General features: G+C 67.7%; 11 protein-coding genes. 6 read left to right on the forward strand and 5 right to left on the reverse strand.

Features of this window, described 5'->3' with window-relative positions:
- Positions 1–54: 54 nt before the first annotated feature.
- Positions 55–810 (reverse strand): hypothetical protein, encoded by a 756-nt coding sequence (locus AB4Y99_RS10070; protein ID WP_038368358.1) that lies wholly within the window; start codon positions 808–810, stop codon positions 55–57.
- A gap of 142 nt (positions 811–952) precedes the next feature.
- Here AB4Y99_RS10070 and AB4Y99_RS10075 point away from each other — a divergent pair, with 142 nt between their 5' ends.
- Complete coding sequence (locus AB4Y99_RS10075; protein ID WP_441523211.1) at positions 953–1,465, forward strand: DUF4142 domain-containing protein; 513 nt, start codon at positions 953–955, stop codon at positions 1,463–1,465.
- 102 nt (positions 1,466–1,567) lie between these two features.
- Complete coding sequence (locus tag AB4Y99_RS10080; RefSeq protein WP_441523212.1) at positions 1,568–2,692, forward strand: zinc-dependent alcohol dehydrogenase family protein; 1,125 nt, start codon at positions 1,568–1,570, stop codon at positions 2,690–2,692.
- Between the two features lie 120 nt (positions 2,693–2,812).
- Here the strand turns inward: AB4Y99_RS10080 and AB4Y99_RS10085 are convergent, their stop codons facing one another.
- A complete protein-coding gene (locus AB4Y99_RS10085; protein WP_441523213.1) occupies positions 2,813–4,246 on the reverse strand; it encodes an aldehyde dehydrogenase family protein in 1,434 nt (477 codons plus the stop codon).
- 198 nt (positions 4,247–4,444) lie between these two features.
- Between AB4Y99_RS10085 and AB4Y99_RS10090 the strand changes: the two genes are divergently transcribed.
- The 3 genes from AB4Y99_RS10090 (at position 4,445) to AB4Y99_RS10100 (ending at position 9,557) form a co-directional block, all read left to right on the forward strand.
- Complete coding sequence (locus AB4Y99_RS10090) at positions 4,445–6,412, forward strand: bifunctional 2',3'-cyclic-nucleotide 2'-phosphodiesterase/3'-nucleotidase (protein ID WP_441523214.1); 1,968 nt, start codon at positions 4,445–4,447, stop codon at positions 6,410–6,412.
- A 151-nt stretch (positions 6,413–6,563) separates the two neighbouring features.
- Positions 6,564–8,474: a putative bifunctional diguanylate cyclase/phosphodiesterase gene (locus AB4Y99_RS10095; RefSeq protein WP_441523215.1), complete on the forward strand. Its 1,911-nt coding sequence runs from the start codon at positions 6,564–6,566 to the stop codon at positions 8,472–8,474.
- A 42-nt stretch (positions 8,475–8,516) separates the two neighbouring features.
- Complete coding sequence (locus tag AB4Y99_RS10100; RefSeq protein WP_038368371.1) at positions 8,517–9,557, forward strand: aspartate carbamoyltransferase; 1,041 nt, start codon at positions 8,517–8,519, stop codon at positions 9,555–9,557.
- Between the two features lie 222 nt (positions 9,558–9,779).
- Here the strand turns inward: AB4Y99_RS10100 and AB4Y99_RS10105 are convergent, their stop codons facing one another.
- Entirely contained in the window at positions 9,780–10,517 is a 738-nt protein-coding gene (locus AB4Y99_RS10105; RefSeq protein ID WP_112761834.1) for an SIMPL domain-containing protein, read from the reverse strand.
- A gap of 190 nt (positions 10,518–10,707) precedes the next feature.
- Between AB4Y99_RS10105 and AB4Y99_RS10110 the strand changes: the two genes are divergently transcribed.
- Positions 10,708–11,274 (forward strand): cytochrome b, encoded by a 567-nt coding sequence (locus AB4Y99_RS10110; RefSeq protein ID WP_441523216.1) that lies wholly within the window; start codon positions 10,708–10,710, stop codon positions 11,272–11,274.
- Between the two features lie 7 nt (positions 11,275–11,281).
- On the opposite strand, the gene AB4Y99_RS10115 is transcribed toward AB4Y99_RS10110, so the two are convergent.
- Positions 11,282–12,970 carry an acyl-CoA dehydrogenase family protein gene (locus AB4Y99_RS10115; protein WP_441523217.1) on the reverse strand — a complete coding sequence of 563 codons (1,689 nt, stop codon included), beginning with the start codon at positions 12,968–12,970 and terminating at the stop codon, positions 11,282–11,284.
- A 113-nt stretch (positions 12,971–13,083) separates the two neighbouring features.
- Complete coding sequence (locus AB4Y99_RS10120) at positions 13,084–13,962, reverse strand: DMT family transporter (protein WP_112761831.1); 879 nt, start codon at positions 13,960–13,962, stop codon at positions 13,084–13,086.
- Positions 13,963–14,069: the final 107 nt, after the last annotated feature.

Consider the following 14,069-nt stretch of genomic DNA (forward strand, 5'->3'; position numbering starts at 1 on the left):
CCATCATAGAGACGGGATGGCCATGCGCAATGCTGAAGGACTCGACGGTTTCCTCTAACGAAGCGTAAACGCTACGCTCGCGAGCGGGCTGAGCTTGGTGACGACCTCGCCCTTGCCCGGCGAGAGCACGCCGCCGCAGAGGCTGCCGGTGGTGACGAGCTGGCCGGCGCGCAGGGGCCCGAGCCCCTCCTCCTTCCGGTTGGCCCAGGCCAGGAACGGCGTCATCGGATCGCCGTTTCCATGGACCGCCGGCTGGTCGTAGATCGTCACGCCATTGAGCGAGATGAAGCAGCCGAGCCCGGTCAGGTCGTCCAGCACCTTCATGTCGAGGTCCGGCCCGACGAAGTAACCGCCATGGCCCATCGCATCGGTGAGCCAGAGCGGCATGGCGACGTTGCCCGACCAGTTGGCGAGGCGGCTCTCGACGATCTCGATGCCGAGGAAGGCCTTGTCGCAGCAGGCCAGCAGCTCCGCCCGCGACCAGGGCTGGCCGGGACGCAAGGGCACGTCGCGCGAGAGGCGCAGGCCCAGCTCGATCTCGACGCGCAGCTCGGCGCCGATCGCGCCCTCATAGACCTCTCCGGGGGCGAGCCAGGGGCCCGGCATCAGCCCGCCGATCGGCGTGCCGTCCGGGGCGATGGCGACCTTCCAGCCGAGATCCTCGAAACCCGCGCCGCGGCTGACCGCACGCGCGATGGCGAGGCCCTCCGCCAGCGAGGCCGGCACGGGCAGGCTCGCGGTCTCGATCAGCGAGCGCTCGCGGCGGGCGGTCAGAAGCGCATCGCGGATGGTTTCGGCAGTGGTCGGCATGGGGATCCCCTTCCCTTTCGCGCACGCCCATCACGGCAGCGACGCGCAGTTCTGCTATCGCAGCCCGGCGAGAGGAACAAGCGCGCCCCGGCAACCCGCCCATGCAGGCGGAACCTCGCGCGCGCTGCGTCGTTGCCCTGCCATGACCCGTACACGCCGCGCCTTTCTCGCGGGCCTTGCGCCTGCGCTCGCAACGCTAGCCGTCGCTCCGGTCGCGCTGGCCAAACCGTCCCCGCAAGACCTCGTCAATCAGGTGGCCGTCGCCAACATGTTCTGCATCGAGTCGGCGACGCTGGCGCTGAAGCAGAGCAGCTCGTCGGCGATCAAGGACTACGCCCACCGCCTCGCCGACGACCATGCGACGATCGCGAGCAGCCTGAGACGGATCATCGCGCGCCGCTCCGACATCGCCTTGCCCGACCGCCCCGACACGCGCCATCTCGACCTGCTGCGCGACCTCGGCGCCTTGCAGGCCGGCRATTTCGACAAGGCCTATGTCGAGGCGCAGCGCGGCACCCATCACACGCTCTCGCTGCTGCTCGAGGCCTATGCCCGCGACGGCGAGGATCCCGAGCTCAAGGCTTTCGCGGCCGACGCCTTCCCCCGCTTCAAGGCGCTCGAGCAGAAGGCGCAGGAATTGCCGCTGTCGCCCTGAGCGATGGCATGGCCTCCGGCTACCCGACCTTCGGCGGCTTTGACAGCGGCGCTCGCGCCTGTCGGGATAGCGTCCGATCCACGAAAGCGGAGCCGCAGGCCCATGAAGATTCGCGCCGCCGTCCTGAACGAGAGCCCGGTTGCGGCGCCCTACGCCCAAAGCCGCCCGCTCAGGATCGAGGAGCTCGACCTCGCCCCGCCCGGACGCGACGAGGTACTGGTGAGGGTTCGTGCGGCGGGGCTCTGCCATTCCGACCTCTCCGTCATCGACGGCAACAGGCCCCGCCCCGTGCCGATGGTGCTCGGCCATGAGGCGGCGGGAGAGGTCGTCGAGGCCGGAGAAGGCGTCGATGACCTCAAACCCGGCGACCGGGTGGTGATGGTGTTCGTGCCCTCCTGCGGGCACTGCGCGCCCTGCGCGGAGGGGCGCCCCGCCCTCTGCGAGCCCGGCAACGCCGCCAATGGGCGCGGCGAGATGCTCGGCGGCGGGCGGCGGCTCTCGGCTCATGGCCAGCCGGTGCATCACCATATCGGCGTTTCCGCCTTTGCCGAGCACGCCGTGATCTCACGCCGCTCGCTGGTGAAAATCGAAGCGGATATTCCCCATGAGATCGCGGCGCTGTTCGGCTGCGCCGTGCTGACGGGCGTCGGCGCGGCGGTGAACACGGCGCGGATCAAGGCCGGCGAGACGGTGGCGGTTGTCGGGCTCGGCGGCGTGGGCCTCTCGGCCCTGCTCGGGGCGATCGCCTGCGGCGCCTCGCGGGTGGTCGCCGTCGACCTGGCGCAGGACAAGCTCGATCTGGCGCTGGCGCTCGGTGCGACCGATGCCTTCAAGGTCGATACGCCGGATGTGATCGAAGCCATCAGGCAGGCGACGAAGGGCGGCGTCGATCATGGGCTGGAGATGGCAGGCTCGGTGAAGGCGCTCGACCTCGCCTACCAGATCACCCGGCGCGGCGGCACGACCACGACCGCCGGCCTCGCCAACCCCGCCCATACGCTCGCGCTCTCGCCGGTGAGGCTGGTTGCGGAGGAGCGCACGCTGAAGGGCTCCTATGTCGGCTCCTGCGTGCCCTCGCGCGACATCCCGCGCTTCATCGAACTCTATCAGCGCGGGCGGCTGGCCGTGGACAAGCTCTGGACCAGCTCCGGGAGCCTCGACGAGATCAACGAGGGGTTCGACGCGCTGAACGAAGGCCGGACGATCCGGCATATCGTCAGGATGTGACGGGCCACTGCAGGGCCGTCATTCTCGGGCCGCGCCCTGCGCGGACCCGAGAATCTCATGACCAGAACGCGCTGGTTTCCGTCATGCTCGGGTCAAGCCCGAGCATGACGGACAGAGCGATCACCCGTGCTTGTGCACGATGGTCTTGGTCACCGCGAACTCTTCCAGCGCGATAAAACCCTTCTCGCGGCCATGGCCGCTCTTGCCGGTGCCGCCGAAGGGCAGTTCGATGCCGCCGCCGGCGCCATAGCCATTGATGAAGACCTGGCCGGCACGGACGCGCTTGGAGACGCGCTGCTGGCGCCCGCCATCCCTGGTCCAGACCGCGGCGACGAGGCCGTAATCGGTGCCGTTGGCGGCCTTGATCGCGTCCTCCTCGTCCTCGAAGGGGAAGGCGGCCAAGACCGGCCCGAAGACCTCCTCCTGCTCCAGCCGGTTACCGCGCGGCACCGGGCCGAACAGCGTCGGTGTGACATAGAAGCCGCCATTCGGCACACCCTGCGCGATCTGGCCCTGCGCGATCACCGGGACGCCGGCCTCGCGCGTCTGGTCGATGAAGCTCTGGACGCGGCCGCGCTGCTTCGCGTTGATCACCGGGCCGCAATCGAGGTCCATCTCCGGCGTGCCGGCCCGCAGCTTGGAGAACTCCTTGGCGACGGCGGAGATGACGTCGTCATAGATCGACTTCTGGACGAGCAGGCGGCTGCCGGCCGAGCAGGTCTGCCCGGTGTTCTGCACGATGGCCTTGCAGGCGAGCGGCACGAGCGCGTCGAGATCGGYATCCTCGAAGACGATCTGGGGCGACTTGCCGCCGAGCTCCAGCGTGCAGGGAATCAGATGCTCGGCGCAGGCGTGCTGCACCATCTTGCCGACCTCGGGCGAGCCGGTGAAGGACATGAAATTGATGCCGGGATGGGCGGAGAGCGCCGCGCCCGCCTCATGGCCGCGCCCGGCGACGATGTTGATCGCGCCATCGGGGAAGCCGACCTCGCTCGCCAGCTCGGCGAGACGAAAGGCGGTGGCGCAGGCGTCCTCGGCCGGCTTCAGCACCACCGCATTGCCCATGGCGAGCGASGCGGTGAGCGAGCGGCCGATCATCTGCGCCGGATAGTTCCAGGGCAGGATATGGCCGGTGACGCCATGCGGCTCGTGGATGACGCTGACGCTGTAGCCGTTGAGGAAGGGGATGACGTGGCCGTGCACCTTGTCGGCCGCGCCGCCATAGAATTCGAAATAGCGGATGGTGGCGTCGATATCGGCGCGGGCCTGGCTCATCGGCTTGCCGGTGTCGCGGGCTTCCAGCTTCGCCAGCTCGTCGAAGTGATCCTGCACCTTGAAGGCGAGCTTCGAAATCAGGCGTCCACGCTCGGCCGCCGTCAGCCTGCCCCAGGCGCCGTCGAAGGCGGCCCGCGCTGCCGTCACGGCCGCGTCGATATCGGCGGCGTTGCCGCAGGCGATGCGGGCGAATTCCTCGCCGGTGGCGGGGTCGAGCTTGGCGAGGGTTTCGCCTGTCTGGCCAGCGACATAGCGGCCATTGATGAAATGTTGATTCATGGTGGCTCCCGATCGCTCCGGGCGGTTCATGCGGTCCGGACGGATTCGCGGCGCAAGCTGGCGCCTTGGGCGTGAATTCACAAGATGCTCCTGCGTCGGGGGCCCTCGCAGCCGGCGCAGGGCCGGCGTCTTCCCCCAGGTGTCACGCGCCTGCCGCAATGCTAGCTTCGTTAGGCGCTGCGCACGGAGGAGTCGGGCATGTCACGGGATCGTCGTTTCAATCGTCGCGAAACGCTGAAGGGCGGCGCCGCCCTGGCCGCTGCCACCGCCATGCCTTCGGCGCTGAAGGCGCAGGCGCCGGCATCGAGCCCCGCACGCCTCAAGCTCAGGGTGCTGGAAACGACGGATCTGCACGTCAATGTCGTGCCTTACGACTATTTCCGCGACGGGCCGGACGACACGGTCGGCCTCGCCAAGACGGCGAACCTGATCAAGGCGGCGCAGGCCGATGTGAAGAACAGCCTGCTCTTCGACAATGGCGACTTCCTGCAAGGCTCCTCGCTCGGCGACTATGTCGCCTACAAGAAGGGGCTCAAGGCGGGCGAAACGCACCCGATCGTCGCGGCGATGAACGCCCTGCCCTATCTCTGCGGCACGCTCGGCAACCACGAGTTCAATTACGGGCTCGAATTCCTCGACCATGGCCTCGCCAAGGCCGAGTTCCCGATCGTCTGCGCCAATGTCGAGCGCGCCGGCGGCGGCTCGCTGGTCGATGCCTGGCGGCTGTTCGAGCAGAGCTTCGAGGACGAGGCCGGCCATCGCCATGTCCTGCAGATCGGCGTGATCGGCTTCGTGCCGCCGCAGATCATGCAGTGGGACAAGGGCAATCTCGACGGCAAGCTTGTCGCCTTCGACATCGTCGAGGCCGCCCAGAAGCACATGCCGGACCTACTCGACGCCGCGCCCGACCTCGTCATCGCGCTCTGCCATTCCGGCATCGCCGGCGGCGAGCGGCGCGGCATGGAGGAGAACGCGGCGCTGCATTTGTCCAAGATCGAGGGCATCGACGTCATCCTCACCGGCCACCAGCATCTCGTCTTCCCCGGCGGGAAGGCTTTCGACGGCATTCCCGGCGTCGACAACGTCAAGGGTGCGCTCAACGGCAAGCCCGCCTGCCAGCCCGGCTTCTGGGGCTCGCATCTCGGCATCATCGACCTCGATCTGGAGAAGAAGGGCGAGCGCTGGCGCATCGCCGATTTCAAGGTCGAGCCGAAGCCGATCTACGAGCGCACGCCTGAGCGCAAGATCGTGCCGAAGGCCAGCGCTGAGCCCGCCATTCTCGCCGCGGTGAAGGCCGACCACGAGGCGACGCTGATCTATATGCGCGAGCCGGTGGGCTCGACGGCCTCGCCGATCAACTCCTTCTTCGCGCTGGTCGCCGACGATCCCTCGATCCAGATCGTCTCCGAGGCGCAGATCGCCTATGCCAAGCCGCTGATGGCGCAGACGCAGTGGAAGGACCTGCCGATCCTCTCCGCCGCGGCGCCGTTCAAGGTCGGCGGGCGCTCGGGCCCCGGCTTCTTCACCGACATCCCCGCCGGGCCGCTGGCGCTGAAGAACGTGGCGGACATCTATCTCTATCCGAACACGGTGCAGATCGTGAAAGTCACGGGCGCCGAGGTCCGGGAGTGGCTGGAGCGCTCGGCCGGCATCTTCAACCGGATCGACCCGGCGAAGACGGAGGAACAGCCGCTGATCAATCAGGGCTTCCCCTCCTTCAACTTCGACGTCATCGACGGCGTGACCTACCGGGTCGATGTCACGCAGGCCTCGCGCTATGACGGCGACGGCAAGCTCGTGGCGCCCGAGGCGCACCGCATCGTCGATCTCGCCTTCAACGGCAAGCCGATCGACGAAAAGGCGCAGTTCCTCGTCGTCACCAACAATTACCGCGCCTCGGGCGGCGGCAATTTTCCGGGAACGAAGACCACGGTGGTGCTGGAGGCGCCGGACCTCAACCGCGACGTCATCGTCCGCTATCTCGTCGAGAAGAAGACGATCGAACCCAAGGCCGATGGAAACTGGGCGCTGGCGCCGCTGCCGCCGCATGTCAACGTGACCTTCGTCACCTCCCCCGCCGCGGCCGGGAAGCTGCCGGCGACGCTCAAGGCGCAGCCGGCCGGCGATGGCGGCGAAGGTTTCGCCAAGTATCGATTGCTGTCGTAATCGGCCGCGAAATTCCGAAGACCTCTAAGAAATCGGCCGTGCGGCACACCGTTCATTAAGATCTCTCTCCCGAAGATGCCCTTGCCTTGCGTCATCGCAAAACAGGCTTAGGGCGGACATGATGGCGGAAGCTCGCGAAAACGAGCGCGCGATGAAGTCGGAATTGGTCGCCGCGCTCTACGGGACGCCGGGCACGATCACGACGGGCGCCATCATGGTGGCAGCCGTCATGGCCGCCGCCGCCGTTCTGACCGGCGGCGACCGCGTGTTCGGGCTGATGACGGCCGCGATGCTCGCCATCGGCGCGTTCCGCCAGATCGCGCATCGCCGCTTCATGCGGGTCGACCTTCCCAAGGCCAGCGACGCCGAGATCGACCGCCTCGAAAGGCTCGCGATGTTCGGCRCCTGGTCGACGGCAGCGCTGGTCTCCAGCTTCGGCTCCTATGCGGTGCTGAAATACACCTACCAGCCCGTGGCCGTGCTCGCGATCGCCCAGACGATCGGCTATCTCGCCGGCGTCTCCGGCCGCAACAGCTCGCGCCCGCTCATCACCCGCGTCCAGATCCTGATCGCGGCGGTCCCCTTCCTGCTCGCGCTCGCCTCGACCGGCGATGCCGCCTATGTCGTGATCGGGCTCACCGTCGCGCTGACGACGGTGCTGACCTTCTCCAGCGCCCAGGTCATCCACCGGATGTTCGTCGCTCGGCTGCGCACGATGCGCGAGCTGGAGACCCTTGCCGTCAACGACACGATCACCAGCCTCTACAATCGCCGCGGCTTCATGCGGGAGATCCGAGCCATCGCCTCGGCCGGGCAGCCGGTGACGCTGATCTCGATCGATATCGACCGCTTCAAGGGCATCAACGACAGCTTCGGCCACGATGTCGGCGACGCGCTGCTGCAGTCCTTCGGCGACATGCTGAGCGCGGAGCTCCGGCGGGGCGACATCGCCGCGCGCACCGGCGGCGACGAATTCATGGTCGCGACCTCGCGCGACGCGCCCGAAGCCGCGACCTTCGCCCGTCGCCTGGTGATGCTGCTCGGCAGCCAGCGCGTCCTGGCCGGGCGGCACGTCACGGCGACCGCCAGCATCGGCATCGCGCCGGCCGGTTGCGCGTCCTCGATCGACGAGGCACTGAAATGTGTCGACATCGCGCTCTATCGCGCCAAGCTCGAAGGGCGGAATCGCTTCGCGGTCTACACCGAGGCGATCCAGGACGAGCATGAGGACGGCCGGGCGATCGAGGCGGAGCTGCGCGAAGGCATCCGGCGCGGCGAGTTCTCGCTCGAATTCCAGCCGATCTACAATCCCCGCTCGGGCACGGCGACGATGGCCGAGACGCTGCTGCGCTGGAACCATCCGCGCCGCGGCGTGGTCAGCCCCGAGATCTTCATCCCGCTGGCGGAGCGCACCGGCCTCATCACCGTGCTCGGCGCCTGGGTGCTCGACCAGGCGATCCGCACCGCGCTGACCTGGCCGCGCAGCGTCGGCGTCAGCGTCAACGTCTCGGCCCGGCAGTTCGACCGCGCGCATGATCTGGTCGGGCTCGTCGCGGCGCTGCTGCGCCTCCATGGGCTCGAGCCGCACCGGCTGACGATCGAGATCACGGAGAGCTCGCTGATCGCGGATGCCGAGCATGTCACCGCGCGGCTCGTCGCCCTGCGCGCGCTCGGCGTGCGAATCGCGCTCGACGATTTCGGCACCGGCTATTCCTCGCTCAGCTACCTCGCCCATCTGCCGATCGACACGATCAAGATCGACCAGGCCTTCACGCAGGAGCTCGGCTCGTCGCGCAAGGCCGAATATCTGATGAACGCCATCACCCAGCTCGCGCACGACCTCAAGCTGCGCCTGATCGTCGAAGGCGTGGAGACGCAGGAGCAGCTTGCGATCATCCAGAAGCATGCGACCCACGGGATCCAGGGCTTTGTTTTCGCGCGCCCGATGACAGCGGAGAAATTGCTGCCCATGATCGGCAACCGGGTGGCGACGGGGCGTACAAAGTCGGCACGACCCGGAGGCGGCCCCCGCAAGGGCGACCGCTTCAGCGAAGTCGCATAGTCGCGCCCCCCCGCACGCATCCGCGCGAGCCGGAGGCCTTCAATGCAGCGCCCGAACTATCCGAGCGGGAAGGACCTGCTGAGCGCCGACGCGGTCTCGCGCTTCGACCTCGACGACATCTTCGAGCGTGCCGAGCGGCATCTGCGGGAGGAAGAGCAGGAGAAGGCCGGCATCCTGCCGGAGCAGCCGCCGGTCTATCGCCGACGGCCCAAGGTCATCGCGACACTGTTCGACCAGCGCAGCACGCGCACGCGACTCGGCTTCCAGTCGGCGGCGGCCCGGCTCGGCCACCAGTCGATCGACGCCTACGACACCGACCGCAGCCGCCTGGGAACCAGCACCGGCGAATCGATCGAGGACCACATCCACACGGTCGAGCTCTACAGCGACCTCTTGGTCGTGCGCTCGCATCTGGAGGACATGCCCTACCGCGTCTCGCGGTTGAGCTACCTGCCGGTGATCAATGCCGGCAATGGCGCGGACGAGCATCCGAGCCAGGCGCTGATCGACCTCTTCGCCATCCGCCAGATGCGCGGCGAGATCGAGAAGCTCACGATCGCGCTCTCCAGCGACACGCGCGCCCGCTTCGCGATCTCCTTCGTCAAGATGCTGCGCCTGACGCCGCCGAAGCGCTTCACCTTGTGCTGCCTGCCGGATGTGCCGATCAACCCGGCGATGCGCGAGGCGATGACGGTTCTCGCCGGGCTCGGCACCGAGATCGGCATCGTGCACGACGTGCGCCAGACGCTCGGCCACGACATCCTCAGCATCCAGATGCAGGACATGAGCAAATTCGCCCATGCCTCGCTCGGCAACGAGGCCGTCGACAAGGAGAAGGAGACCGAGCCCTTCACCATCACGGCGCAGAAGATCCTGGAGGCGCGCTCCGACACGCTGATCCTCAACCCGCTGCCGCGCTTCTCGGAGCTCGACACCTCCTGCGACAGCCTGCCCAATGCCGGCTATTTCCGGCAGGTCCAGCTTTCGGTGCCGATGCGGATGGCGATCCTGGAGCGGATGCTGCTGGGCATCCCCTGGACCGGCCAGGCGGCGGCCGCGAGCGGATCGCCCGCGGCGCCCTGACCGGGCGCCTGCTAGAGCATTTCCGCGTTTCTGCGAATCACGAAAATGCTCTAGCTCTTTGTTTTATCGCATTTTCTTCACGCGAACCGGTTTCCACTTCGCTCGAAAATGCTCTACAGCATCGGACCGAACATTGTATTCGGTCCGATGCTGTAGCTCTTTGTTTTTACATCGGCTTTTCCCGAAAACCGCGTGGCACTTTTCGGGCCGATGCTCTGGCCATCAGCGCGCGATCTCGAAGACCACGCTGACCTGCGTCTGGTAGCTGTTCTCGCCACTCGCCAGCGGCACCGCCATATCGGCCGCGGCCTTGCGCATCGGGGCCGCATAGGCGATCGGCCGCGGCGGCGCGGCATTCTCCTCGATGGAGAGGATCGGACCAAGCTTCACGCCTGCCGCCTCGGCCAAGGTGCGGGCCTTGTCCATCGCATCCGCGACGGCACGCTTGCGCGCCTCGGTCAGAGTCGCCTTGAGGTCTTCCTTGACGAAGGTGATACCGCCGCCCTGGTTGACGCCGAGGCCGACGACCTTGTCGATGATGGCGCCGGCCTCCGCCAGCTTGCGGATGCGGACGGTGACCTCGTTGCTGACGGCATAGCCAACGATCTTCGGCTCCTGCGGCTTGTCGCGCGCGGGCTGCGCGTAGCGCGGCTGGATGTCGAGCCGCGAGGTCTGGATATCGCGCTCCGCAATGCCGGCGGCCTTGAGGGCGTCGAGCACCTCCTTCATCGCCGTGCTGTTGGCGTTGAGCGCCTCGCGAGCCGTAGCGGCCTCACGCAGCACGCTCAGCGTCACCACCGCCATGTCCGGCACGACGGAAGCCTCGCCCTCGCCGACGACGCTGATGCGCGGCGGCTGGCGGCCGCCTGCGGCGTCCTGGGCCATCGCAGGCGCGACAGGCAGCATGGCGGCGGCGAAGAGAGCAGCTCCGGCAAGCGCGGGGGCGAAGAGGCTGGACATCGAAACTCCTGCTGATCATCGGCCGGGATCGGCCATATCGCATCCAAATCGGTCGATCATGTCGAAATTATCACGATTCCGCGCGGCATCCTGGCCGTGCACGCGGGACATCGATCATGGACGAGATTTAACTTTCGCGGGAAAGGCGCAGCCCATAGATTAGAATTACTATAATCTATGGAGCTCCGTCATGGCCAATCCCTCCGTCCGGCCTGCTGCCACCTCCTTCTACGACATGGTGTCCCGCAGGCTGCACTGGGGCATGGCCGTGCTGATCCTGGCGGCCTTCGCCCTGGGGCTGACCGTCGATGTCTTTCCGAAGAGCTGGGAGCACGCGGTGGTCGAAACCCACAAGGTGATCGGCATCGCGATCCTGCTCCTGCTGCTCATCCGCTTCGGATGGCGGCTGAGCCATCGCGCACCGGCTCCGCTGGAAAGCTCGGCCGCGCTGGCCCTGGCGGCGCGAGCCGGCCACGTCTTTCTCTATGTCCTGATGCTGCTCGTGCCGGTGATCGGGCTGGTCTATGCGATCCGGCGCGGACAAGGCATCGACTTCGGCCTGTTCGCCCTGCCGCCCTTCCAGGCGCCGGAAGCGCGTGCCGTCACGCGCCCGATCCGGGAATGGCATGAATGGGCTGCCTATGCGCTGATCGGCCTCGCCTGCCTGCATGCGCTGGCGGCGCTCTGGCACCATCTGGTCCGCAAGGACGATACCTTGCGGCGGATGCTGCCGGATGCGTCCCAGCGGCCTCTCTGAGGCCGCGCTATTCCTCCACCAACCGCCGGGCGATCACCTGCGCCTGGATCTCGGCGGCGCCCTCGAAGATGTTGAGGATGCGGGCGTCGCAGAGCACGCGGCTCACCGGATATTCCAGCGCGAAGCCGTTGCCGCCATGGATCTGCAGCGCATTGTCGGCCGCAGCCCAGGCGACGCGGGCGCCGAGCAGCTTGGCCATGCCGGCCTCGAGGTCGCAGCGGCGCYCGGCATCCTTCTCGCGRGCGGCGAAATAGGTGAGCTGGCGGGCGATCAGGATCTCGGCCGCCATCATGGCGAGCTTGTCGGCGACGCGCGGGAAGGCGATCAGCTTCTTGCCGAACTGGATTCTGTCCTGCGCATAGCGCAGTCCCAGATCGAAGGCCGCTTGCGCGACGCCGATGGCCCGGGCCGCCGTCTGGATGCGGGCGGCCTCGAAGGTCTGCATGAGCTGCTTGAAGCCCTGCCCCTCGACGCCGCCGAGCAGGTTCTCCCCCTTCACCGCGAAGCCGTCGAAGGCGAGCTCGTATTCCTTCATGCCGCGATAGCCGAGCACCTCGATCTCGCCGCCGGTCAGGCCCTCGACCGGGAAGGGATCGGCGTCGCTGCCGCGCGGCTTCTCGGCGATCAGCATGGAAAGGCCGCGGTAGCCCGGCGCGTCGGGATCGGTCCTCACCAGCAGCGTCATGATGTCGGCACGGACCGGATGGGTGATCCAGGTCTTGTTGCCGTAGACCTTCCAGACGGCCTCGTCTCCCTCGCCATCCTTCACCGCCCGGGTGCGCAGGCTGGCGAGGTCGGAGCCGGTGTTGGGCTCGGTGAAGACGGCGGTGGGCAGGATCTCGCCTGAGGCGATCTTCGGCAGCCAATGCGCCTTCTGGGCGTCGGTGCCCCCGCACAAGATGAGCTCGGCGGCGATCTCGGAACGGGTGCCGAGCGAGCCGACGCCGATATAACCGCGCGACAACTCCTCGGAGACCACGCACATCGAGACCTTGGACAGGCCCAGGCCGCCGAACTCCTCGGGGATGGTCAGGCCGAAGACGCCGAGCTCGGCCATCTTCTCGACCACGGGCATCGGGATGTATTCGTTGGCCAGGTGCCATTCATGGGCATGCGGCGTGACTTCCGCCGCGCAGAAGCGGCGCATCTCGGAGCGGATCGCCTCCAGCGTCTCGTCGAGACCGGGATCTCCGACGCTGGCCGTGCCGTCGCTCTGGCTGAACAGGGCGACGAAGCGGGCCCGGTTCTCCGGCGTGTTGCCCTCGGCGWTCAGCATCTCGGCCGCCTCCGAACAGGCAGCGGCCACGGCGTCCTGCGACAGGCCCAGCGCCGGCAAACGGACGATCTCGCCCTGGCTCATCGGGATGCCGCCGAAGATCTGGGCGGCATATTCGCCCGCGCCGATGCGGATGGCGCAGTCCTCGACCGCGCCGTAGCGCCCTTCCTCCAGCAGGCGCTCGCCATAGGCCTTCAGCTCACGCAGCGCCGCGACATAGGTGGCGAGCCAGGAGAGGCCGTGGGCGGCGTGCTGCTCGGCCTCGAGCCGGGCCGAGGAGATCCGGCCATCGGCCTCGACCTTGCGGCGGACGGCTACGGTCGCGGCCTCCAGAAGCGTCTCGAAGCCCGGCAGGGCGGCGGCGACGAGATCGACCGCGCTCACGCGGCTTTCGGATTGCAACGCGGCGTTGGCGCTCATGGTGATCGACCTCCCTTTTGTTGCGGCGCAGCATAAGGGCAAGTCCGGGGAAACCAAAATCAGCCTTTCGGCGAGGGCACCTGTCCGGCCGGTGCAGCGGCGAAAGCTGCAGCCTATTTCCGGCTGGCGAGGACGACGCCGAGAATGGTCACCGCCATGCCGGCGATCTGCAGCATCGAGAGGGTCTCGCCGAAGAGCAGCCAGGCCTCAACCGCGACCAGCGCCGGCACGAGGTAGAGGAAGGTCGCGATGCGGGAGACCTCGCCGCGCCGGAGCATGAACAGGTAGAGCCCGATGCTGCCGAGCGAGAGCACGACCACCGACCAGAGCATGACCAGCGCCATGGTCAGGTTCCATTCGATGCGCATCGGCTCCAGCGCCCAGGCGAAGGGAATCGTGATCAGGAAAGCCGCGGTGTACTGGATCGCCGTCATCGTCCTGAGGTCGCCCGAGACGACACGCGCCTTCTGGTAGAAGGAGCCGAAGGTGACGGCGAACATGCCGATCACGTTCACGACCACCGGCAGCAACACTCCCCAGAGCGCGGCGGGCTCGACCCTTGCGAGCTGGGGTTCGAGCACGAGGGCGATGCCGGCGAAGCCGCAGGCGATGCCGAGCCAGCGCCACCCCGAGATGCGCTCCCCCACCAGGACGGGGGCGAAAAGCGCCGTCAGGATCGGCTGCAAGCCGGCGATCAGCCCGGAAATGCCGGCAGGCAGGCCATGGCGCACCGCCCACCAGACGCCGGCGAGATAGATGCCATGCAGCAGGATGCCGGTGAGCGCGATGTCGAGGACGGCGCGGCGGCTGCGCGGCCAGGGCGCTCCGGCCGCGAGCGCAAGCAGCGCGACAAGGACCGCCGCCGTGCCGAAGCGGAGGGCGAGGAAGGTCAGGGCGTCGGCATAGCGCGCCGAATAGCCCGCCACGATCCACCCCGTCGACCACAGGAAGGTGAAGAGCAGCGGCATTCCGCGCAGGAGAAGAGAYGGCATCGGACCTCGGGAACCCGGTAAGGGCTGCCGTCTCTACTCCCGATCCGTTGGCTGCGACAGAGCCGCGGCGCGGCCTTGCCATGTCTCAGCCGAGGGCCTCTCCCGGT

The organism is Allobosea sp. TAB14 (assembly GCF_052113865.1).
GTDB classification, from domain to species: domain Bacteria; phylum Pseudomonadota; class Alphaproteobacteria; order Rhizobiales; family Beijerinckiaceae; genus Allobosea; species Allobosea spartocytisi.